17 protein-coding genes are annotated in these 22,394 nt (G+C 69.9%); 15 read left to right on the forward strand and 2 right to left on the reverse strand.

Going from position 1 to position 22,394, the window contains the following annotated elements:
* Positions 1-6 precede the first annotated feature (6 nt).
* From egtD to argG, 10 genes are all read left to right on the forward strand, one after another.
* Positions 7-969 carry an L-histidine N(alpha)-methyltransferase gene (egtD, locus tag ACFO0C_RS08610; protein ID WP_378066014.1) on the forward strand — a complete coding sequence of 321 codons (963 nt, stop codon included), beginning with the start codon at positions 7-9 and terminating at the stop codon, positions 967-969.
* 456 nt (positions 970-1,425) lie between these two features.
* On the forward strand, positions 1,426-1,836 hold the full coding sequence (locus ACFO0C_RS08615; protein ID WP_378066015.1) for a hypothetical protein: 411 nt from the start codon (positions 1,426-1,428) through the stop codon (positions 1,834-1,836).
* A gap of 368 nt (positions 1,837-2,204) precedes the next feature.
* Entirely contained in the window at positions 2,205-3,206 is a 1,002-nt protein-coding gene (gene argC, locus ACFO0C_RS08620; protein WP_378066016.1) for an N-acetyl-gamma-glutamyl-phosphate reductase, read from the forward strand.
* Positions 3,203-4,375: a bifunctional glutamate N-acetyltransferase/amino-acid acetyltransferase ArgJ gene (gene argJ / locus ACFO0C_RS08625; RefSeq protein ID WP_378066017.1), complete on the forward strand. Its 1,173-nt coding sequence runs from the start codon at positions 3,203-3,205 to the stop codon at positions 4,373-4,375. The genes argC and argJ overlap by 4 nt, the downstream gene beginning before the upstream one ends.
* Positions 4,372-5,238, forward strand: coding sequence for an acetylglutamate kinase (argB, locus tag ACFO0C_RS08630; RefSeq protein WP_378066018.1), 867 nt, complete (start codon positions 4,372-4,374; stop codon positions 5,236-5,238). The genes argJ and argB overlap by 4 nt, the downstream gene beginning before the upstream one ends.
* Complete coding sequence (locus ACFO0C_RS08635; RefSeq protein WP_378066019.1) at positions 5,235-6,386, forward strand: acetylornithine transaminase; 1,152 nt, start codon at positions 5,235-5,237, stop codon at positions 6,384-6,386. The genes argB and ACFO0C_RS08635 overlap by 4 nt, the downstream gene beginning before the upstream one ends.
* The gene (gene argF / locus ACFO0C_RS08640; protein WP_378066020.1) at positions 6,383-7,315 is read left to right on the forward strand and encodes an ornithine carbamoyltransferase; all 933 of its coding nucleotides are present in this window, start codon (positions 6,383-6,385) and stop codon (positions 7,313-7,315) included. The genes ACFO0C_RS08635 and argF overlap by 4 nt, the downstream gene beginning before the upstream one ends.
* Positions 7,312-7,818, forward strand: a complete 507-nt coding sequence (locus tag ACFO0C_RS08645; RefSeq protein WP_378066021.1) for an arginine repressor — start codon at positions 7,312-7,314, stop codon at positions 7,816-7,818. The genes argF and ACFO0C_RS08645 overlap by 4 nt, the downstream gene beginning before the upstream one ends.
* On the forward strand, positions 7,815-8,708 hold the full coding sequence (locus ACFO0C_RS08650) for a hypothetical protein (protein WP_378066022.1): 894 nt from the start codon (positions 7,815-7,817) through the stop codon (positions 8,706-8,708). Before ACFO0C_RS08645 ends, ACFO0C_RS08650 begins: the two co-directional genes overlap by 4 nt.
* Positions 8,705-9,937 (forward strand): argininosuccinate synthase, encoded by a 1,233-nt coding sequence (argG, locus tag ACFO0C_RS08655; RefSeq protein ID WP_378066023.1) that lies wholly within the window; start codon positions 8,705-8,707, stop codon positions 9,935-9,937. Before ACFO0C_RS08650 ends, argG begins: the two co-directional genes overlap by 4 nt.
* A 57-nt stretch (positions 9,938-9,994) precedes the next feature.
* Here argG and dapE read toward each other — a convergent pair whose 3' ends face one another.
* The gene (gene dapE, locus ACFO0C_RS08660) at positions 9,995-11,056 is read right to left on the reverse strand and encodes a succinyl-diaminopimelate desuccinylase (RefSeq protein ID WP_378066024.1); all 1,062 of its coding nucleotides are present in this window, start codon (positions 11,054-11,056) and stop codon (positions 9,995-9,997) included.
* A gap of 162 nt (positions 11,057-11,218) precedes the next feature.
* Between dapE and argH the strand changes: the two genes are divergently transcribed.
* The 5 genes from argH to ACFO0C_RS08685 all read left to right on the forward strand — a co-directional run bounded on the left by argH (position 11,219) and on the right by ACFO0C_RS08685 (position 21,123).
* Entirely contained in the window at positions 11,219-12,670 is a 1,452-nt protein-coding gene (gene argH / locus ACFO0C_RS08665; protein WP_378066025.1) for an argininosuccinate lyase, read from the forward strand.
* Positions 12,671-12,743: 73 nt separating this feature from the next.
* A complete protein-coding gene (locus tag ACFO0C_RS08670; RefSeq protein ID WP_378066026.1) occupies positions 12,744-17,231 on the forward strand; it encodes a DUF4132 domain-containing protein in 4,488 nt (1,495 codons plus the stop codon).
* Positions 17,232-17,851: 620 nt separating this feature from the next.
* Positions 17,852-19,156 carry an extracellular solute-binding protein gene (locus tag ACFO0C_RS08675; RefSeq protein WP_378066027.1) on the forward strand — a complete coding sequence of 435 codons (1,305 nt, stop codon included), beginning with the start codon at positions 17,852-17,854 and terminating at the stop codon, positions 19,154-19,156.
* 70 nt (positions 19,157-19,226) lie between these two features.
* The gene (locus ACFO0C_RS08680; protein ID WP_378066028.1) at positions 19,227-20,216 is read left to right on the forward strand and encodes a carbohydrate ABC transporter permease; all 990 of its coding nucleotides are present in this window, start codon (positions 19,227-19,229) and stop codon (positions 20,214-20,216) included.
* A gap of 1 nt (position 20,217) precedes the next feature.
* Complete coding sequence (locus ACFO0C_RS08685; protein ID WP_378066029.1) at positions 20,218-21,123, forward strand: sugar ABC transporter permease; 906 nt, start codon at positions 20,218-20,220, stop codon at positions 21,121-21,123.
* 156 nt (positions 21,124-21,279) lie between these two features.
* Here the strand turns inward: ACFO0C_RS08685 and ACFO0C_RS08690 are convergent, their stop codons facing one another.
* A complete protein-coding gene (locus ACFO0C_RS08690; protein ID WP_378066030.1) occupies positions 21,280-22,329 on the reverse strand; it encodes a LacI family DNA-binding transcriptional regulator in 1,050 nt (349 codons plus the stop codon).
* Positions 22,330-22,394 lie beyond the last annotated feature (65 nt).

Genomic DNA, 22,394 nt, shown 5'->3' on the forward strand with positions numbered 1-22,394 from the left:
CGGCAAATGCTCCTGGACAGGCACATCGACGACGACGATCTGGCTCGTGAGCTGCGTGCCGACGTGCGCGCCGGCCTCACCGCCGACCCTCGGTGGATGCCGCCGAAATGGTTCTACGACGCCCGGGGCAGTGAGCTCTTCGAGGAGATCACCCGGCTTCCGGAGTACTACCCGACCCGTACCGAGCGGGCCCTCCTCGACGAGCATGCCGCCGCGATCGCCCGGATCACCGACGCGAAGACCCTGGTGGAGATCGGTTCCGGATCGTCCGAGAAGACCCGGCTGCTGCTCGACGCCCTGGTCGCCCGGGGCACGCTCGGCGCGTTCGTCCCGCTCGACGTGTCCGGGTCGGCGCTGGCCGCGGCCGTCGAGTCGCTGACCGTCGCCTACCCCGGCCTCAGCATCCGCGGCGTCGTCGGCGACATGACCCGCCACCTGCGGCACCTGCCCGACGGTGACAACCGTCTCGTCGCGTTCCTCGGCGGCACCATCGGCAACCTGGTCCCCGCCGAACGGGCCGCCTTCCTGTCGTCGCTGCGCTCGGTGCTGCACGACGGCGAGTGGCTGCTGCTCGGCGCCGACCTGGTCAAGGACCCGGCCGTGCTGGTGCCCGCCTACGACGACGCGGCCGGCGTGACCGCCGAGTTCAACCGCAACGTCCTGCACGTGATCAACCGTGAGCTGGCCGCCGACTTCGTGCCGTCCGCCTTCGAGCACGTCGCCGTCTGGGACCGTGAGCACGAGTGGATCGAGATGCGCCTGCGGTCCACCCGGGAGCAGACGGTGCACATCGGCGGGCTGGGCCTCGACGTCCCGTTCGCCGCGGGTGAGGAGATGCGTACCGAGATCTCCGCCAAGTTCCGCCGCGACGGTCTCGCCGCCGAACTCGCCGCCGCCGGCTTCACCCCGCGCCACTGGTGGACCGATCCGGACGACTGGTTCGGAATCACGCTCGCCCAGGCGGGGTAAAGGTTGACGCTTCGTGTTTTCCTAGCGGTGTCGTCTCACCGCCAGGAGTCGTCCCGCGAGTCCGCGCGGGACGACAGCACGAGGCGTCGACCTAGGGGGTCCCGCATGGAGTCCGACCACGCGGACGCTGTTCCACCGCCCGGCGAGCAGCCACGCGCCGAGCCGCCACCGGACGGTTCGACGCCGTCCGGTGATGACCTGTCCCCGTCCGACGATGCCGCACCGGAGGTCCCTCCGCCCGCCGATCCCACACCTGCCGGCCCCCGGTCCGCCGATTCTTCGCCGCCTGGGTCCTCGCCGCCTGGGTCCTCGTCCTCCGGGTCCTCGTCCTCCGGGTCCTCGTCCTCCGGGTCCTCGTCCTCCGGGTCCTCGTCCTCCGGGTCGCCGGCCGTCGCTGCCTCCGCCGATGCATCGCCGGCGGTCGCGCGGGAGCCGCATGTCCTGCTGGTCCATGCGGTGATCCGGGCTTCCCGGGAGCATGACGCCTGGTCGGCCCAGGGCGGTCCACGACCTCAGCTTCCGCGGGCCTGGGCCGAGCTCTGGCGCAACGCTGTCCGCCGCCAGACCGACCTCACCGGAGAACCGGAGGAGGAGGCCCGCCGTTCGGTCCAGACGATGCTGGACCAGCTGACCCGGCTCGACCGGGAGGCCGGGTGGTTCCGCGCCGACGCGGGACTGCGCAGCCGGGCGATCTCCGAGACCCTGCTCTACGGGACCAGGCTGGGTACCGAAGTGCCCAGCCGGCCCGCGCAACTGGCCTGGGAGCGCCAGCGACGTCTCCGGCCGGTCGACTACGCCAAGATCACGGCGATCGCCGCCGCCCAGGACGACTGGCTGGCCGCCTGGAACGAGTGGGCCACCCGCTGATCGTCCGTCCCCCTCGCTGTCGTCGGTGCCGTCCCGAGTCGTTCGGGGCGGCACTTTTCTGTGGTGAGGGTCGCCATCGCCCGTGAGGCGCCCGGCGGCCGGGACGGGACGCCGGCGTCGCGTCGTCAGGGTGAGGGTCGCCATCGCCCGTGAGGCGCCTTGGCGGCCGGGACGCGACGCCTTCGTCGCGTCGTAGATCGGGACGGGCTGCATTTTCGCGGGGCGGGCTGGCCGTACCGAATCACGCTTTGAAGGGAAAACCGACCGTGACCGGCCCGCATCGCTCAGCATGCGGGATGGGTGGGTTCTCGGTTGCTGCGGCGGGTGGGAGTTGATACGTTCTTCTGCATAGTCATACGGAGGTAGGCATGGGAATCAGGGTCGCGGTTGCGGGAGCCAGTGGCTACGCGGGCGGTGAGTTGCTGCGCCTGATCGCCGGGCACCCCGAGTTCGAGCTCGTCGCGGCGACCGCGCACAGCCAGGCCGGCTCGCCGGTCAGCGCCGTGCACCCGCAGCTGACCGGGCTCGACCTGACGCTGGGTTCCACCGACGCCGCCACGCTCAGTGGCGCTGACCTGGTGTTCCTCGCCCTTCCCCACGGGCAGTCGGCGGCCGTCGCCGGGCAGCTCGCCGAGGGTGTCAAGGTGGTCGACCTCGGTGCCGACTTCCGGCTGGAGAGCGCCGACCAGTGGACGCGTTATTACGGCGGTGGGCACGCCGGCACCTGGACCTACGGCCTGCCGGAGTTGCCGGGCGCGCGGGCCGCGATCGCCGCCTCCGACCGGGTCGCCAACACGGGGTGTTATGCGGCGACGATCACGCTGGCGCTGGCGCCGCTGATCGCCTCCGGCGTGGCCGACCCGGAGGATGTCGTGGTGGTGGCCAGCTCGGGCACCTCCGGCGCCGGCCGCAACGCCAAGGTGCATCTGCTGGCCAGCGAGATCATGGGTGACCTGTCGCCTTACAAGGTCGGCGCCCACCAGCACGTCGCCGAGATCAAGCAGGCCACCGGGGCGTCCTCGCTGTCGATGACGCCGATCCTGGCCCCGATGCCCCGCGGCATCCTCGCGACGGTGACGGCGCGCCGGCTCAACGGCGGCGACCCGCGGGAGGCGCTGGAGGCGGCCTACGCCGATGCGGCGTTCGTGCACGTCCTGCCCGAGGGGTCCTGGCCGCACACGGCGGCCACCGCGGGTTCCAACGCCTGCCACCTGCAGGCCACTGTCGACATCGACTCGGGCCGGATCATCGTCGTGAGCGCGCTCGACAACCTCGGCAAGGGTGCCGCCGGCCAGGCGGTGCAAAACGCCAACATCATGTTCGGCCTGCCCGAGACCACGGGCTTGAGTGTCTTCGGAGTGGCACCGTGACCGTCACCCATCCCAAGGGCTTCCGCGCCTCCGGCATCGCCGCCGGGCTCAAGGCCAGCGGCAACGCCGACGTCGCCCTGGTCGTCAACGACGGCCCCGACTACACCGCGGCCGCCGTCTTCACCGGCAACCGGGTCAAGGCCGCGCCGGTCCTGTGGAGCCAGCAGGTGCTCAAGGGCGGCATCGTGCGTGCCGTCGTCCTCAACTCCGGCGGCGCCAACGCGTGCACCGGCTCGCAGGGTTTCCGTGACACGCACGCCACCGCCGAGCACACCGCGACGGTGCTGCGCGGCGGAGCCAACCGCATGATGATCGGCCCCGGCGACGTGGCGGTCTGCTCGACCGGCCTGATCGGCGAGCTGCTGCCGATGGACAAGCTGCTTCCCGGCGTCAGCGCCGCGGCCAAGGCGCTCGCTGCCGACGGTGGCTCCCGGGCCGCCGAGGCGATCATGACGACCGACACGGTGGCTAAGAACGCGGTGGCCCAGCGCGACGGCTGGTCCGTCGGCGGGATGGCCAAGGGCGCCGGCATGCTGGCCCCAGCGCTCGCCACCATGCTCGTGGTGATCACCACGGACGCGTCCGCAGACAACGAGGTGCTCGATGCCGCGCTCCGGGCCGCCACCCGGGTCACCTTCGACCGGATCGACGCCGACGGCTGCATGTCGACGAACGACACGGTGATCCTGCTGGCCAGCGGCGCCTCCAACCGGCAGCCGACCCTGGAGGAGCTGACCGCGGCGGTCACCGAGGTCTGCCACGACCTGGCCCAGCAGCTGATCGCCGACGCGGAGGGCGCGACCAAGCACATCGCCATCGAGGTTCAGGGCGCGGCCAGCGAGACCGACGCGGTGCAGGTCGGGCGGACGGTGGCCGGCAACAACCTGGTGAAGACGGCGTTCTTCGGCAACGACCCCAACTGGGGCCGGATCCTCGCGGCGATCGGCACGACGAGTGCGGCGTTCGAGCCGGACCGGATCGATGTGGCGATCAACGGGGTGTGGATCTGCAAGGGCGGGGCCGCCGCGGAGGACCGCAGCAAGGTCGACCTGTCCGGGCGGGACGTGAGCGTGACGATCAACCTGCGCGAGGGCGAGATGAGCGCGACGATCTGGACCACGGATCTGTCCCACGCCTACGTCCACGAGAACTCGGCTTATTCGTCATGAAGGCGCAGAAGAAGGCCGAGATCCTCATCGAGGCGCTGCCGTGGCTGGAGCGGTTCCACGGCACGACGGTCGTGATCAAGTATGGCGGGAACGCCATGATCGACCCGGAGCTGCAGGCCGCGTTCGCCGCCGACATGGTGTTCCTGCGCCTGGTCGGCATCAAGCCGGTCGTCGTGCACGGCGGCGGGCCGCAGATCAACCGGATGCTCAAGCGGGTCGGGATCGAGTCGGAGTTCCGCGGCGGCCTGCGGGTCACCACGCCGGAGACGATGGAGATCGTCCGGATGGTGCTGACCGGCCAGGTCGGCCGCGAGCTGGTCGGCCTGATCAACCAGCACGGGCCGTTCGCGGTGGGCCTGTCCGGTGAGGACGCCGGGCTGTTCACGGCGGTGCGCCGGGGCGCGACGATCGACGGCGAGGAGGTCGACATCGGCCAGGTCGGCGACGTCGATCAGGTCGACACGTCGGCGNTCGACGACCTGATCGCGGCCGGCCGGATCCCGGTGATCGCCACCGTTGCGCCGGACGCCGCCGGCGTGCTGCACAACGTCAACGCCGACACCGCGGCCTCGGCCCTGGCGGTCGCGTTGGGCGCCCGCAAGCTGGTGGTGCTGACCGACGTGCCCGGCCTCTACACCGACTGGCCCGACAGGTCGTCGCTGACCAGCGAGATCGACGCGGACGCCCTGGAGAAACTGCTGCCCGGGCTGGAGTCCGGGATGGTTCCCAAGATGGAGGCCTGCCTGCGCGCGGTCCGCGGCGGAGTTCCGGCCGCGCACGTCGTCGACGGCCGGGTCGCCCACTCGACTCTGCTCGAAGTCTTCACGGAAGAAGGATTCGGAACGATGGTGGTCCCCTCATGACTCTGGTCGAGCGCTGGCAGCAGTCGATGATGAACAACTACGGCACCCCGGCGATCGGCCTGGTCAAGGGCGAGGGCGCGGTGCTGACGGGCGAGGACGGCAAGGAGTATGTCGATTTCCTCGGCGGCATCGCAGTCAACGCCCTCGGTCATGCCCACCCGGCCGTGGTCGCCGCCGTCACCCAGCAGATCCAGCAGCTGGGCCACGTCTCCAACCTGTTCATCTCCGAGCCGCCGGTGGCGCTGGCCGACCTGCTGCTGGCACTCGCCGGCCGGGCCGGGCGGGTGCTGTTCTGCAACTCGGGTGCGGAGGCCAACGAGGCCGCCTTCAAGATCTCCCGGCTGACCGGCCGCACCCATGTCGTCGCCACGAACGGCGCCTTCCACGGGCGGACCATGGGCGCGCTGGCACTGACCGGCCAGCCCGCGAAACAGGACCCGTTCCGGCCTCTCCCGGGTGACGTGACCCACGTCGACTACGGCGACGTCGCGGCGCTCGACGCCGCGGTGACCACCGGGACCGCCATGGTCATCCTGGAGCCCGTCCAGGGGGAGAACGGCGTGGTGGTCCCCCCGGCCGGCTACCTGTCGGCGGCCCGGGAGATCTGCACCCGCAACAACGCCCTGCTCGTGCTCGACGAGGTGCAGACCGGTATCGGCCGCACCGGGCACTGGTTCCACCACCAGAGCGAGGGTGTCGAGCCGGACATCGTCACCCTGGCCAAGGGCCTCGGCGGTGGCCTGCCGCTGGGCGCCTGCCTGGCCTTCGGCCGAACTGCCGACCTGCTGACCCCCGGCTCGCACGGCACCACGTTCGGCGGTAACCCGGTCTCCTGCGCGGCCGGTCTCGCGGTGATCCGCACGATCGCCAACGAGGGCCTGCTCGACCATGTCAAGCGGGTCGGCGAGCAGATCCGGCGTGGCATCGAGGGGCTGAACCATCCGCTGGTGGAGCAGGTGCGCGGCGCCGGCCTGCTGCTCGGCATCGTCTTCAACGAGCCGGTCGCCGTCGACGTGGCCGGCCGCCTCCGGGACGCCGGTTTCCTGGTCAACCCGGCGAAGCCCGATGTGATCCGGCTCGCCCCGCCCCTGATCATCTCCTCCGATCAGGCCGATGCCCTGATCGCTGCCCTGGACGGTATCCGGTGACCACCCGCCACTTCCTCCGTGACGACGACCTGACCCCGCAGGAGCAGGCCGAGGTTCTGGACCTGGCAGCCGAGATGAAGGCGAACAGGTTCGGTTACACCCCGCTGAGCGGCCCGCGCAGCGTCGCGGTCTTCTTCGACAAGGCGAGTCTGCGGACCCGGCTGTCGTTCGAGGCCGGCATCGCCGAGCTGGGCGGCCAGCCGATCATCGTGGACACCCAGAACACCCACTTCGGCCGCGGTGAGACGCTCGCCGACGCGGGCCGGGTGGTGGCCCGCTACGTCGCGGCGATGGTCTACCGCACCCACGGTGACGAGCGGCTCGCCGAGCTGGCGTCCGGCGTCCACGTCCCGGTGATCAACGCGCTGAGCGACGGCTATCACCCGTGCCAGCTGCTCGCCGACCTGCTGACGATCCGGGAGCGGTTCGGCTCGACGGCTGGTCGGACGCTGGCGTATGTGGGGGATGCCGCCAACAACATGGCCCACTCCTACCTGATCGCCGGCGCGATGGCGGGGATGAACGTGCGGGTGGCCGGCCCGTCCGGCTTCGACCCGGCGGCGTCGGTGGTCAGCCGGGCCGCCGAGATCGCGGCGTGGACCGGCGGCTCGGCCGAGGTGCTGCGGGACCCGCGCGAGGCGGCCGACGGCGCGCACGTGATCGCCACCGACACGTGGACGTCGATGGGCCAGGAGGGTGACGGCAAGGACCGGCTCACCCCGTTCTGGCCCTATCAGGTGAACAAGGAACTGCTCGCCGCCGCCGACCCGGAGGCGATCGTGCTGCACTGCCTGCCGGCGCACCGCAACGAGGAGATCACCGACGAGGTGATCGACGGGCCGCAGAGCGCCGTCTTCGACCAGGCCGAGAACCGCCTGCACGCCCAGAAGGCGCTGTTGGCGTGGCTGCTGGCGGTAAACCAGCGATGAGCAGCGGAAACCCAGGGACCCGGGCCGGGCGGCACGCCCGGCTCGTCGACCTGATCAGGTCCCGCCGCGTGAAGTCGCAGACCGAGCTGACCGTGATCCTCGCGCGCGAGGGCGTCCACGTCACCCAGGCCACTCTCTCCCGTGACCTGGAGGAGCTCAACGCCGTCAAGGTCAGCGGCGTCTACTACATTCCGGAGGACGGGCACAAACCGCTGCGGGAGAGCACCGAGCACGGCCCGGCCCGGCTGATCCGTCTGCTGCGCGAGCTGCTCACCGGTGTCGACTCCAGCGGCAACATCGCGGTGCTGCGTACCCCTCCGGGGGCGGCGCAGTTCCTGGCCAGCGCTCTGGACCGGTCCGGGCTGGCCGACGTGGTCGGCACGATCGCCGGTGACGACACCATCTTCGTCGTGGCCCGCGACAGCGGCCCCACGTCGGGCGCGGCGCTGGCCGAGAAACTCAGCAGCTGGAGCAGGGCGGACTTCGAGGAGAGCCGGTCATGACGTTCACACCCGCGGTGGAGGCCCGCTTCCCCGACTTCGCGGACCATACCGACACGCTCGTCGGGCACGGCGTGGAGTTCTTCCTGGCGTCCAACGAGACCTTGCGGCCGCATCTCAACGAGACGCCGTACGGTCACAAGCTGACCTGGCTCGACTTCACCGACACGGCGGAGAAGGACTGGTCGATCCGCGACTTCCTGAACTTCTTCAACATCATCAACGGCATCGCGTTCGGTGACCGGGGCATCCCGATGCCGCAGTGGGTGATGGTCGACCTGATCCTGATGCCGGCTGCCGCCCTGATCGCGGGTCTGCCGCAGGCCGAGTTCGCGGACATGGTGGAGCGTTCCACGTTCCGCTTCGACACCGATGTGAAGCAACTGCTGCGCAAGGTCCAGCAGGACATGCGTGACAGCGGCTACCGCGGCCCGGTCCCCGTCGGTGGTTACTGCGCCGCCCCGTCCGCCGAGCCGGGCCGCTGGGTGGGCTGGTCACTGTGGTCGCTGATGCCGGCGGTCGGCCTGGGTAAGGCGGCCAAGGCGCTGGCACTGTCGGCGTACCGGGCACAGAAGCTGGACGGCGTCACGCAGTACGACAACAGCGCGCTCAAGGTGCACACCGAGTTCGGCGCCCTGAAGGTCCTGGTCGCGACCGTCCCGTTCCACACCTCGCCGGGCTCGTTCGTCTACCAGAGCGACCTGACGCTCCCGGCCGGGGGAGAGCTGCCCGAGCCGACCTTCCTGCTCGATCCGTTCGACTACAGCCGCCAGCGGGCGATGCAGAAGGACATCGAAGCGGGCCGCTGTGAGTTCTACGTCCTGCCGCCGGGTCACGTCCGCCGGGACGGTAAGACGTATGTGCCGATTCTTGAGAAGGAACTGTCCCGATGACCAAGCGCAAGATCGTCCTCGCATTCTCCGGTGGACTCGACACCTCGTACGCCCTCGTGGACTTCCGCGAGAAGGGCTGGGACGTGGTGACCGCCAACGTCGACACCGGCGGCCTGCACAGCGGCGAGGCCGATGTCGTCCGGGCGCGCGCCGAGGAACTGGGCGCCGTCGAGCACCACGTCGTCGACGCCCGTGCCGAGCTCTACGACCGCGTCATCACCTACGCGATCAAGGCCAACTACCTGCGCAACGGCGCCTACCCGTCGTGCGTCGGCGCGGAGCGGCTGATCCAGGCGGAGAAGGTCGTCCAGGTGGCGCTCGCGGTCGGGGCGGACGCGGTGGCGCACGGCTCGACCGGCGCCGGCGCCGACCACGTGCGGTACGACGCGGTGATCCGGGCGCTGGCCCCACACCTGGAGATCGTCACCCCGATCCGCGACGAGCGGCTCACCCGGGAGGGTGAGACCGATTTCCTCCGGTCGCGTGGTTACGAGGTCAGCGAGAAGGTCAAGCTCTACTCGATCAACGAGGGCCTGATCGGCACGTCGATCGGTGGCGAGGAGACCTACGGCTCCTGGGAGTACCTCCCGGAGTCGGCCTGGACGTACACGAAGTCGATCGACGCGGCCCCGGAGAAGGGCGTCGAGCTGCTGATCAGCTTCGAGAAGGGCGAGGTCGTCTCGGCGGCGACCGCCGCCGGCGACGCGCTGCCCAGCGAGAACAATTTCGACATCCTGTCGGCGCTCAACGTGCTCGGCGGCGAGCACGGCGTCGGCCGGGGCATCCACATGGGCTCCACCATGGTCGGCAACCTGGCCCGTGTCGGTTTCGAGGCGCCGGGCATGCTGATCCTCATCGCCGCCCACCGCGAGCTGGAGAAACTGGTGCTGTCGAACAGGCAGCAGGCCACCAAGGCGACGCTGGGCAACACCTACGGCGACCTGCTGCACGAGGCCGTCTACTTCGACCCGATCATGGATGACTTCCGCGCCTTCCTCGACTCCAGCCAGACGCGGGTCACCGGCACCGTGCGGGTCCTGCTGCACAAGGGCAACATCGTGCTGCTCGGCAGCAGGAGCCCGCACAGTCTGCTCGACGCGGCGACCCGCTCGGGTGTCGTCTACGGCCACGGGTCGTCGCTGTGGACCGGTGAGCAGGCCCGAGCCTTCGCCCACATGTACTCGGTGCCGGGCGCCATCCAGCGCGCCGCGGCCCACCCCGCCGAATGACGAGCGTGGTGACCCACGGCGCGTTTCGCGCCCCAGGTCACCACGCTCGCCCCGGTGCTATGCGGTCAGCCAGGTGGTGAGCACGTGCAGGGCCTGCCGGATCTCCGGCACCAGCACGTGCTCACCGTCGGTGTGGGCTTGGAGCGGGTCGCCGGGACCGAAGTTGACCGCAGGCACGCCCAGCGCGGCGAAGCGCGACACGTCGGTCCAGCCCAGCTTTGCCTGCGGGGTGCGGCCGACGAGCTCGACGAACTCCTTGGCGGCCGGCCGGTCCAGCCCCGGCCGCGAACCCGGCGCCGCATCGGTCACCTCCAGCTCGAACCCGGCGAACACCTCACGCAGATGCGCCTCGGCCTCGGCCACGTCACGGTCCGGAGCGAACCGGTGGTTGATGTGGACCGTGCACAGGTCGGGGATCACGTTGCCGGCGATGCCACCCTCGATCTTCACCGCGTTGAGCCCCTCGTGATACCGCAATCCGTCGACGATCGGCTGCCGCGGCACGTAGGCGCGCAGCACGTCGAGCACCGCGCCCGCGCTGTGGATGGCGTTGCTGCCCGTCCACGAGCGCGCCGAGTGTGCCGCCACGCCCGGCACGGTGATCTTCACCCGCATGGTGCCCTGACAGCCGCCCTCGACGGTGCCGTCGGACGGCTCGCCGAGGATCGCGAAGTCGCCGGCCAGCCAATCCGGGTGGTTGCGGACCAGTCGGCCGAGCCCGTTGAGCCGGGCCGCGACCTCCTCGTGGTCGTAGAAGACGTAGGTCACGTCATATCGCGGCGCCGTCAGCGTCGCGGCCAGGTGCAGGGCCATCGCGACACCGGCCTTCATGTCGACGGTGCCGCGCCCGCGCAGCACGTCGCCGTCGACGACGACCGGCAGGTTGTCGGCGATCGGCACCGTGTCGAGATGCCCGGCGATCACCACGCGCGTCGGCCGGCCCAGCGACGTCCGCGCGACCACCGCGTCACCGTCACGCAGCACCTCGAGATGCCCGAACGCGCGCAGCGCGCTCTCCACGGCATCGGCCAGGGCCTTCTCGTCGCCACTGACGGACGGAATGTCACAGATGGTCCGAGTGAGATCGACAACATCACCGGTCAGATCGAGGCTGGTCATGTTGCAAACTTATCAGATCAACGACATTTTTATGCGTACGGCCAAAGGGCGCACGGTGAGCGGGGTGCGAGTGAGGCGGCCACGTGTCCCACTCAGCGCGATGGCGCCGGGCCGGGGCCGGTCACGCACGGCTCAGCGATAGGGTCAGGAAGGTAACGAAACGTGAGCGGACGAGGAGTGGGTGTGTCGGAGAGCGACGAGCCGACGAGGCTGTGGGGTGGCCGTTTCGCCGGTGGTCCGGCGGAGGCGCTCGCCCGGCTGAGCGTCAGCGTCCAGTTCGACTGGCGGCTCGCGCCGTACGATCTGCTGGCCTCCCGCGCGCACGCCCGGGTGCTGGCCAACGCGGGCCTGCTCGACGCCGACGAGCTGGGCCGGATCCTCGCGGCGCTGGACGATCTGGCGTCGGCCTGTGCGGCCGGCGAGTTCCGTCCCACGATCGAGGACGAGGACGTGCACACCGCCCTGGAGCGAGGCCTGCTGGAGCGTCTCGGAGCGCTCGGCGGCAAGCTGCGGGCCGGCCGTTCCCGCAACGACCAGGTCGCCACCGACCTGCGGCTCTACCTGCGCGACCACGCCCGCGGTGTGGCTGTGGCACTGATCGAGCTGGCCGACGCGCTGACCGAGCAGGCGGCCCGCAACGTGAGCACCCCGGCACCCGGCATGACCCACGTGCAGCATGCGCAGCCGGTCAGCTTCGGCCACTGGCTGCTCGCGCACGTGCAGCCGCTGCTGCGTGACCTGGAGCGCCTGAGGGACTGGGATTCGCGCACCGCGATCAGCCCGCTCGGTTCCGGCGCCCTGGCCGGTTCGTCGCTCCCGCTGGACCCGGCGGCGGTCGCCAAGGAGCTGGGCTTCACCGCTCCCGCGGCGAACTCGATGGACGCCGTCGCCGACCGTGACTTCGTGGCCGAGTTCCTGTTCGTGACCGCGCTGGTCGGCGTGCACCTGTCCCGCCTCGGCGAGGAGGTCGTCCTCTGGACGTCCACGGAGTTCGGCTGGGTCGAGCTGGACGACGCGTTCGCCACCGGTTCGTCGATCATGCCGCAGAAGAAGAACGCGGACATCGCCGAGCTGGCCCGCGGCAAGAGCGGCAGGCTGGTCGGCGGCCTGGTCGCGGTGCTGACCATGCTCAAGGGCCTGCCGCTGACCTATGACCGCGACATGCAGGAGGACAAGGAGCCGGCCTTCGACGCGGTCGACACCCTGGAGCTGCTGCTGCCAGCGCTGGCCGGGATGATCTCAACGATGACGGTCCGCGTGGACCGCCTGGCCGCGGCCGCCCCGGTCGGCTTCTCACTGGCCACCGAGGTCGCCGACTGGCTGGTCCGCAAGGGCGTGCCGTTCCGCGACGCGCACGAGATCACCGGCAAGCTGGTGGCGCTCTGCTCGGCCCGCGAGTGCGAGCTGGAGGACGTGACCGACGACGACCTGAAGACGATCAGCGAGCACCTGGACCCGTCGGTCCGCGAGGTGCTGTCGGTGTCGTCGGCGCTCGCCGCACGGACCACTCCGGGCTCGACCGGCCCCGGCCCGGTCGCCGACCAGCTCGCCACCGTTCAGCACAAGCTGGACACCTGGCGCCAGTGGGCGGTCGAGAAGGTCGTTCCCCGGTAATCCGGGTCACAGCGGATCGGGAGCGGCTGCGGCCGCTCCCGTTTCTGTCAGGGGTGGCCGATAGCGTGCGGTCATGTCGTTCGCGTTGCCCGAGCCCTGGCTGTCCCAGTCGCATCCGCGCCGCGGGGGTGCCGGTGTCCGTCCGGTCGTTCCCGACCCGGCAGCCCGCGAGGTCGTCGACGCGCAGTGGCGTGAGCTGCCCGGCTTCGTGCACGGTGTGATCACCAGCGGATTCACCGAGCCTGACCTGCGCGAGGCCGCCATCGCCTGGAGCACCGCCGGCTCGGTGGCGACCTCCGTCGGCGGCCCCGGCGGCTCGGTGGCGACCTCCGTCGGGGCCGGCTCCGGCGGCTCGGTGGTGGCCTCCGCAGGTGGCGCCCGGGGCTCGGTGGGGGCTTCCGCAGGTGGCGCCGGCGGCTCGGTGGGGGCCTCGGTCGGTGACCCGGCGGCCACTCCTGCCGGCGCGGCCGTCGTCGCTCTGGCGACGAAGATGTTGGATTGGCAGGAGCACGTGCGGCGTCCCTGGTTCGCCGATCTGTGGCTCGGCGAGCGTGGCCTGCGGTTCGCGGCCGAGGCGGCGGTCGAGCTGTTCTCGCTGATCCTGGTGGCCGAGGGCGACCATCCACCGCGTCGCGGGATCCGGCGGGACGGCACCGAGATCATGGGTGTGCGCCGCCGCCGGCCGGGCGACGAGCACCGGACGGTGTCACCCCACTTCGACCCCGACCTCCAGGTGCTCCTGCGGGTCCGCGCCGCGCTGGCGGCCGCGCCCGACGACCTCTACGCGGAGGTCGTCGAGGCCGTCGCCGGCTATCGGGAGCACGGCCCGCACACCCGTTGCGCCACCTCGGTGCTGGTCCCGTCGCGGGCCGACTGGGTGGCGCAGGACTGGGCCGAGGCTCTCGACGGCCGCGAGTTCCACCACGCCGCGATGCTGCTGGCCGCGATCAGCACACCTGAGCAGGCGTCCGCCGCCGTCGCCGCCGCCGGGGCGATGACCACCGGGTGGCCAGGCCTGAACGCGACGGTCGTCGACGGTGTCGGCCCGGCCGCCGCCACCGGCCTGTTGCTGGACTGGTTCGACCGTCTCCCCGCCACCCGCACCGACGCCCGGCGTGACCTGCTGGGCCTGCTCGCCATTCTGCCGGTGGACGAGGCGATGCGCGGTTTGATCGAGCGCCTGAGTCAGCGGCACGTCCGCGAGGCCCTGACCGAGGCGGCCGCCCGGTTCCCCGAGCGGGCACTGCGGCTGCTGTCCGTCTCCGCGGGAAAGCCCACGGTGAGTGACCTGCTGGCCGCCCGGGTGCGGACCGATCCGGCGCTCGCCGAGCGGGTCGCGGCCGAGCTGACCGGCGCTCCGGCGGCCCGCATCCGGGAGCATCTGTCCGGCGCGGCCACCATGGTGCCGGCCCCACCGGAGGCCCTCCCGTCACTGCTGGCCGACCCGCCCTGGCGCCGGAGGTCGGGCCCACCGGTCATCCTCGACCTGAAGGCGCCGGAGCCATCCTCCACCGCGGAGTGGGCGCCCGGCGAGCGCGAGGAGTGGTTGTCGACTCCGTTCGAGCTGCTGACCGTCGGGAAGAGGGCCGCCGCGAACGCGGCGAGCGCAGTTTCGCCGCCCGGGGTGGCGACCGTGGATTCGCCGACTGGGGCCGTGGGCGCCGTTTCGCCGGTTGGGGCCGTGGGCGCAGATTGGTCGGTTGGGGCCGTGGGCGCCGTTTCGCCGGTTGGGGCCGTGGGCGCAGACTGGCCGGACGGGGCGGCGGCGATTGGCGAGCTGGCCGGGGTGACTGGTGCCCGCGAGCTGACTGCGTCCACCGCCGCGGCCGAGCGAGCTGTCGTCGGCGGTTCCGAGGAGTGGGCCGTCATCGCTGGCCGACTTGAGCGCGGTGAGGCGGTTGCCTGGCCGGACGCGGTCGAGTTCTTCGTTGCCGGGCCGGAGGAAATGGCCCGTCCGTTGCTCGCCGAGTTGCGTCCCGAGCCAGCGCCGGACTGTGAGTCGTGGATGCGGCGGATCGTCGCGCGGTTCGAGGCGGACGCGCTGCTCCCGCTGCGGCGTCTGGCCTTCCACGACGCGGCGGTGGCCTGGCCGCTGATGCTGCCCTTCACCTCCGGGGACATCCCGTGGCGGATGCAGGTTCGCTTGCACGATCCGGGCAAGGCCGGTGTGGCGGCACGAGCCTGGATGGAGCGGCATCCCGAGGCCGCCGCGCGATATCTGGTGCCGCGTGCGTTCGGCACCAGCGATCCGGTCCGGTGGTCGGCGCAGCACACGCTGATCTACATGGCGACCACCGGCAGCATCGAGATCCTTCGCTCGGTTGCCGAGTCCTACGGTCCGGAGGCCGCGGCAGCCGTCGAGACGGTGATCGCCGCCGGTCCGCTCGGGATCCTGCCCATGAAGCGGCCCGCCATTCCGAAGTGGTTCGACCCCGCACTGCTTCCCCCGGTCCGTCTCCGGCGACCGTCCACCACGCACCCGCCCGCGGACGGCGATCCGGCGCCAGCCGGGCGCGCCGCCGAGGCTCCGGTAGGTGCGGTAGCTGGTGAGGCTGGCACCGAGGCGCCGGTGGCTGCGGTGGCTGGCGAGGTCGGTATCGAGGCGCTGGTAGGTGCGGTGGCTGGTGAGGCTGGCACCGAGGCGCCGCTGGTAGGTGCGGTGGCTGGTGAGGCTGGCACCGAGGCGCTGGTGGGTGCGGTGGCTGGTGAGGTGTCTACCGGAGCGGGCGGAGAAGGCGCGGAGGTAGGCCGCGAGCTACCGGGCGGCGACGGCGAGGGGGCGGTGGCTCTCGATGCTGAGCCGATGGGCGCGAGCGCGCCGGCTATCGATGCCGTGCCGGTGGGTGTGAATGGTCCTGCTCTCGGTGCTGCGCCGGTGGGTGTGAATGGCCCGGCTCTCGGTGCTGAGCCGATGGGTGGGATGGGGCCGGCTCTCGATTCCGGGCCGATGGGTGGGAGCGGGCCGGCTCTCGTTCTGCCTGTCGGGGTGCTGCGGGATCTGGCGATGGTGTTCGCGCTGCACAAGCCACTCGAGCCCTATGCGGGGGTGGAGATCGTCCGGGAGGTGTGTGAGCCGGGGGATCTCGCCCGGTTCGCGTGGGGGGTGTTCGAAGCCTGGCTCGCCTCCGGTGCCAGCGGCCGGCAGGGCTGGGCTCTGGACGCGCTGGGCGTCGTCGGCGACGACGAGACCGTGCGGCGGCTAACGCCGTTGATCATGGAGTGGCCGGGGCAGAGTGGGCACGCTCGTGCTGTCACCGGGGTGGGTGTGCTCGCCGAGATCGGTACCGATATCGCACTCGTGCACCTCAACCGCATCGCCGAGCGATCACGGTATGCGGGCCTCCGCACCGCTGCTCAACGCCAGATCGGGCAGGTCGCGAAAAAACTGGGGCTCACCACCGAGCAACTCGCCGACCGGCTGGTGCCGGATTTCGGGCTCGATTCTGCGGGGAGCCTGACGCTCGACTACGGGACTCGGCAGTTCGTCGTTGGTTTCGACGAGGAGCTGAAACCGTTCGTGTCGGATGGGGCCGGCAGGCTACTCAAGAACCTGCCCAAGCCGGGTGTCCGCGACGACGCCGAGCGGGCCACCGCTGCCTACCAGCGTTTCGCCACGTTGAAGAAGGATGTGCGGACCGTCGCTGCCGACCGTGTCCACAGCCTGGAGCGTGCCATGCTGACCGGCCGCCGCTGGCCGGAGGACGAGTTCCGTCGCTTCCTGGCCGATCATCCTCTCGTCGGCCATCTGGCCCGCCGCCTGCTCTGGGGCCGCTACCCGAAGGCTCGACCGGCCGGAGGGGAGACGACCGGCGCGCGGGAGGCCGAATCAGGGGAGGCGACCGAGTCGCGAGGGGCGACCGAGTCCCGAGGGGCGGCCGAATCGCGAGGGGCGACCGAGTCCCGAGGGGCGGCCGAATCGCGAGGGGCCGCCGAGTCCCGAGGGGCGGCCGAATCGCGAGGGGCGGCCGAATCGCGGCAGGCCACCAGCGCCGTGAGCGTCCCGGATGCAGCGTCGGGTGACGGCGTGGGCGGGTTTGCCGGCGCGTTCCGCATTGCTGAGGACGGAAGCTTCGCCGATGTGCACGACGAGGCGATCACGGTCGGGGCGGATGAGGTGATCGGCGTGGTCCATCCGGTTCAGCTCGGAGCGGATCTGCCGATGTGGTCGGAGATCTTCGCCGACTACGGGATCGTGCAGCCGTTCGCTCAGCTCGGGCGGGAGACCGCTGCCCTGACCGAGGGGGAGACGGCGAGTGCTGTGCTCACCCGGTTCGAGGGGAAGCGAGTGTCGTCCAGAGCGGTGCTGGGGCTGGAAGGCCGCGGCTGGCGGCGCGGGACCATGCTGGACGGTGGCGTGCAGGTCAGCATCACACCGTCACTGGCCGACCGGCTGGAGCTGGAGCTGGACCCGGGCATCGCGGTCGGCAGCCCGGACCTGTTTCCGGAGCAGACCCTGGGGGTCGTCCGGCTGCACGACAGGGGGTCCACCTTCGGCGACCTGGATCCCGTGGTGGTCTCCGAGGTGATCCGCGACCTGGAGTTGCTGACCGGAGGACGCTGACGGGGACCGCGAGTGGGCATCGACCGGCGGCGACCGAGCACAGGCCGCCCGGTCGGGGGAAGGTCGGCGGGCGGCGTCTGAGTGCAGGCCGCCGTGCGGGAAAGGTCGGCGTGCGGGGAAGGCCAGCCAGTCGGGGATGGTCGGCGGGCGGGGAAGGCCAGCCGGTCGGGGAAGGCTGGCGTGCGGGGAAGGCCGGCGGCGTCTGAAGGCTGGCCGCCGTGCGGTGGAGGTCGTGGGCTGCGGTGACGGGCGAAGGTGCCTGTCACCGCCTTTTTACATGCCTGACGTGTTTCCGGGCCGGAATGACGGCCGCCGACTGCAAACCGGCATGAGCTTTCAGCGCCCCGTGCAAGAAGTTGCATCGAGGGCAGCTCCAAGATCTCCCACTCGGAGCCCTGAGCCGGTAAGTTGCTGTAACTCGCTTACATGTCGATCATGTTCCGCGGCCGGGCTCGCTAGGTAACAGAACAGCAGCTAGAGACCGCTTTCCCGCCCGCGATGCCGGAATCGTGCGGGTTCTCGCGACCGCCGTGTTGCAAGTTGGTTCGCAAGGGGTTTCTAAGCCCGAAACTTCTTGCTACCGTCCGGTCGTCACCAAGCAGGTCTTCAAGGAGCGCAACATGCGTCGCATAACCAAGGGACTGGCCGCTCTCTCCTCCGTGGCCCTCGCCTTCACCCTCGTCGCGTGCAGCGGCGACAAGGAGCCGGCCGCTAGCGACAACAAGGCCGCCGACCCGGCGTCGCTGTCCGCCGAGCTCACGTGGTGGGACACGTCGGACGCGAAGAACGAGGGTCCGGTCTTCCAGGACTTGATCAAGCAGTTCAACGCGAAGTACCCGAACATCAAGATCAACTACCAGTCGGTGCCGTTCGCCGACGCGCAGAACAAGTTCAAGACGGCCGCCGCCGCCAAGACCGGCGCCCCGGACATCCTGCGTGCCGAGGTCGCCTGGGTGCCCGAGTTCGCGTCGCTGGGCTACCTCTACTCCCTGGACGGCTCCGAGCTGCTGGCCGACGAGTCGGACTACAACGCGACCGCCCTGGCCTCGAACAAGTTCGACGGCAAGACCTACGGCGTCCCGCAGGTGACCGACAGCCTCGCCCTGCTCTACAACAAGGAGCTGGTCGAGAAGGCCGGCGTCTCCGTGCCGAAGACCTGGGCCGAGCTGAAGACCGCCGCTCAGACCATCAAGAAGAGCACCGGCGTGGACGGCCTCTACGTCAACCCGGCCGGCTACTTCACCCTCCCCTTCCTGTACGGCGAGGGCGGTGACCTGGTCGACACCGCGAACAAGAAGATCGTGGTCAACTCCGAGCAGAACGTGGCCGGCCTGAACGTCGCGAAGGACCTGATCGACAGCGGCGCCTCGGTCAAGCCGTCGGCGACCGACTCGTACGGCACGATGATGACCCTCTTCAAGGAGAAGAAGGTCGCCTTCATCATCAACGGCCCGTGGGAGGTCGCGAACGTGAAGGCCGCCCCGGCCTTCGGTGGCCTGGAGAACCTCGGCGTCGCGCCGGTTCCGGCCGGTTCCGCCCGCGCCGGTGCCCCGATCGGTGGCCACAACTACGTCGTCTACTCGGGTGTCCCGCAGGAGAAGGCCGCCGCCGCCGTCGAGTTCATCAAGTTCATGAACTCCGCCGAGTCGCAGGCGACCCTCGCCGACAAGCTGGGCCTGCTGCCGACCCGTAAGTCCGCCTACGACATCGACGCGGTCAAGAACAACCCGACCGTCTCGGCGTTCAAGCCGGTCAGCGAGTCCGCCGTGAACCGCCCGTGGATCCCGGAGGGTGGCCAGTTCTTCGGCCCGCTCGACACCCTCGCCACCGAGGTCCTGGTCCAGAACAAGGACGCCAAGGCTTCGCTCGACGCCGTGGCCCAGAAGTACAAGGCCGAGGTCGTTCCCTCGTACGCCACCAACTGACGGTATTGAACGCAGGCGCCGGCTCGCGACGAGCCGGCGCCCGCTTCGCTTCCTCTCTGGAGCACAGCTGATGAGCACTGTGACTGCCGACGCGGCGCCGAGGAGCACCACGTTGCGTCAGAACTGGGACAAGCACTGGGCGGCCTGGGCGATGGTCGTACCGGTCGTGGCAGTCTTGGCGGTTCTGATCTTCTATCCCCTGGTCAACGGCATCTGGCTGACCTTCACCAACCAGACCGAGGCGAATCAGCTCGCCGAGATCTGCACCAAGTCGATCACCGGTGGCGAGGTCTGCAAGGAGAACCCGAACGCCTGGTCGTTCGTGGGCCTCGACAACTACGTCAACATTCTCACCGGGAAGATCGGCGAGTTCTGGCAGTGGACCGGGACCACCCTGATCTGGACCGCGGCGGGCGTGGCCTTCCACTACGGTCTCGGCCTCGGTCTGGCCGTCATGATCCACCGGGAGATGCGGTTCCGGGGTTTCTACCGCGTGCTGCTGGTCCTGCCGTGGGCAGTGCCGGCCTTCATCAGCGCCTTCGCCTGGAAGTTCCTCTTCAATGAGCGGCTGGGCCTGGTCAACTCGCTGCTCAACGCGGTCGGGATCGATTCGGTCGCCTGGTTCGCCGACAGGTGGACGTCGCTGTTCGTCGCGGTGATCACCAACATCTGGCTGGGTGTGCCGTTCATGATGGTGGCGCTGCTCGGTGGCTTGCAGAGTATCCCCGAGGAGCTCTACGAGTCGGCCGAGATCGACGGCGCGACGGCGTGGCAGCGTTTCCGCAACATCACGCTGCCGGGTCTGCGGCCGGTCAGCATGACGGTGATCCTGCTCGGCACGATCTGGACCTTCAACATGTTCCCGATCATCTTCCTGGTGACCGAGGGACAGCCGGCCGGATCGACCGAGATCCTGGTGACCGGCGCGTTCCGGGCGGCCTTCGAGGGCATCCGGAACTACTCGCTCGCCTCCACGTACGGCGTGCTGATCCTCTCGATCCTGCTCATCTTCTCGGTGTTCTACCGGCGGGTGCTGCGCAAGCAAGGCGAGGTTTGGTGACATGGCCCAGATGACCACGACTCCGCCGATCGCGGCTCCGAAGAGTGACGCGCCGGCTCGCGTCAACAAGCCCCGGCGCGGCCGTCGCAGCCTCGGTGCGTCGATCGGACTGCACGGCACCCTGATCCTGGCCTCGCTCATCGCGGTCGGTCCGATCGCCTGGGTGGTGCTCTCCTCGTTCAAGCCCGGGTACGCCGTACAGAGCACCGAGATCACCCTGATAAAGGACCCGACGTTCGCGAACTACGAGTACGTGCTGTTCGAGACGAACTTCCCGACCTGGTTCCTGAACTCGGTCATCGTGGCGAGCCTGACCATGCTGATCGGCATCTTCTTCTCGGCGACCACCGGTTACGCGCTGTCCCGGTTCAACTTCCCGGGCCGCCGGTCGCTGATGATGGTCTTCCTGGTCACCCAGATGTTCCCGGTGTCGATCCTGATCGTCCCGATCTACGCGATCATGGCCGGTCTCGGACTGATCAACACGCTTCCGTCGCTGGTCATCGCGTACCTGACGATCGCCGTGCCGTTCTGTGCCTGGATGCTCAAGGGCTACTTCGACTCGATCCCGACCTCGCTGGACGAGGCGGCGTCGCTGGACGGCTGCGGCCCGTTCCGGATCTTCTGGCGGGTCATCCTGCCGCTGGCCCGGCCGGCCATCGCGGTCACCGGTTTCTACGCCTTCCTCACCGCATGGGGCGAGGTCGCGTACGCGTCGGCGTTCATCCAGACCGACGACAAATACACCCTGGCGTACGGCCTGCAGCAGTTCGTGCCGCAGTTCAATCCGCAGTGGGAATATCTCACCGCGGCCGCCGTCCTGGTGACGATCCCGGCCGGAATCGTATTCCTCTTCGCCCAGAAGCATCTCGTGTCCGGTCTTACCGCCGGCGGCACGAAGGGCTGATTCAAACGCGGCGTGGTGATTTCTGGTGCGATTCGCACCAGAAATCACCACGTGAGTTCATGGCGGCGCCGATGGGCGCCGCCACGCTTTCCGGAACGTTGAGAACGCTCTCTCGGGGTACGGACGGCGGCCGCGCCGCCATCCGTACGTTTTCGGTCAGGCAGCGGGAGTGGCGACCGGAATCTCCGAACGCATCGGAGCGATCGCCGTCGAGTTACGGACCACCAGCTCGGGGTGGAAGAGGTATTCCGAGTGCGGTGCACCGTGCCCGTTGATCTCGTCGACCAGCGAGCGGACCGCGGCCACCGCCATCGAGGCCACCGGCTGGCGCAGCGTGGTCAGGGGCGGGTCGGTGAACGGGATCAGCGCCGAGTCGTCGAAGCCGATCACCGACACCTCCTCGGGAACCCGCAGGCCACGGCGCCGGGCGGCCCGGATCGCGCCGAGCGCCATCATGTCGGAGGCGCAGATGATGCCGGTGACGCCCTTGGCCAGCAGCCGGTCGGCGGCCACCTCGCCGCCCTCGACGCCGAACAGGGTCAGCGAGACCAGGTCGTCCACCTCGGCGTCGGAGAGGCCCACCTCGCGTTTCATCGCGGCGCGGTAACCCTCCAGCTTGCGCTGGGTGTTGATGAACCGGTTGGGGCCGGAGATCATGCCGATCCGCCGGTGCCCGAGGGCGACCAGATGGGTGACTCCGAGGTCGCCGGCGACCCGGTCGTCACACGAGACGAACGGCGCCTCCAGCTCCTTGGCGTAGCCGTTGACCAGCACGATCGGCAGCGGCCGGTCGAGCAGCCGCTGGTAGCGGGAGCGGTCGGAGGTGGTGTCGGCGGACAGTGAGGAGATGAAGACGATGCCCGAGACCTGCCGGTCGAGGAGCATCTCCACATACTCGTCCTCGGTGACGCCGCCGGGCGACTGGGTGCACAGCACCGGCGTGTAGCCGTGCTGCGCCAGCGTCGACTCGATCACCTGGGCGAAAGCGGGGAAGATCGGGTTGTCCAGTTCGGGGACGACCAGGCCGACCAGGCCGGCACTGCGCTTGCGCAATCTTTCCGGTCGTTCGTAACCGAGGACGTCAAGTGCCGTCAGGACCGCTTGTCGGGTTTCAGCGGAGACTCCGGGGCGGTCGTTAATGACACGCGACACCGTCGCCTCACTGACCTGAGCCTGTTTGGCGATATCGGCCATTCGCGCACGCATGGGCTCACTCTAGTCGTCTGTTGTCTGCTCGGCATGGTCCTGAAAGGTCTTCCATTCCATGCAAG

Origin of the sequence: Actinoplanes subglobosus (genome assembly GCF_042650585.1) — a bacterium.
Taxonomy (GTDB): domain Bacteria; phylum Actinomycetota; class Actinomycetes; order Mycobacteriales; family Micromonosporaceae; genus Actinoplanes; species Actinoplanes subglobosus.

Excerpts from the sequence above, each read along its gene's own strand:
- ACFO0C_RS08635 (WP_378066019.1), top strand. The coding sequence starts at position 5,235 with ATGACTCTGGTCGAGCGCTGGCAGCAGTCGATGATGAACAACTACGGC.
- argG (WP_378066023.1), top strand. The coding sequence starts at position 8,705 with ATGACCAAGCGCAAGATCGTCCTCGCATTCTCCGGTGGACTCGACACC.
- ACFO0C_RS08650 (WP_378066022.1), top strand. The coding sequence starts at position 7,815 with ATGACGTTCACACCCGCGGTGGAGGCCCGCTTCCCCGACTTCGCGGAC.
- ACFO0C_RS08645 (WP_378066021.1), top strand. The coding sequence starts at position 7,312 with ATGAGCAGCGGAAACCCAGGGACCCGGGCCGGGCGGCACGCCCGGCTC.
- dapE (WP_378066024.1), bottom strand. The coding sequence starts at position 11,056 with ATGACCAGCCTCGATCTGACCGGTGATGTTGTCGATCTCACTCGGACC.
- argC (WP_378066016.1), top strand. The coding sequence starts at position 2,205 with ATGGGAATCAGGGTCGCGGTTGCGGGAGCCAGTGGCTACGCGGGCGGT.
- ACFO0C_RS08675 (WP_378066027.1), top strand. The coding sequence starts at position 17,852 with ATGCGTCGCATAACCAAGGGACTGGCCGCTCTCTCCTCCGTGGCCCTC.
- ACFO0C_RS08685 (WP_378066029.1), top strand. The coding sequence starts at position 20,218 with ATGGCCCAGATGACCACGACTCCGCCGATCGCGGCTCCGAAGAGTGAC.
- ACFO0C_RS08680 (WP_378066028.1), top strand. The coding sequence starts at position 19,227 with ATGAGCACTGTGACTGCCGACGCGGCGCCGAGGAGCACCACGTTGCGT.
- egtD (WP_378066014.1), top strand. The coding sequence starts at position 7 with ATGCTCCTGGACAGGCACATCGACGACGACGATCTGGCTCGTGAGCTG.
- ACFO0C_RS08670 (WP_378066026.1), top strand. The coding sequence starts at position 12,744 with ATGTCGTTCGCGTTGCCCGAGCCCTGGCTGTCCCAGTCGCATCCGCGC.
- ACFO0C_RS08690 (WP_378066030.1), bottom strand. The coding sequence starts at position 22,329 with ATGCGTGCGCGAATGGCCGATATCGCCAAACAGGCTCAGGTCAGTGAG.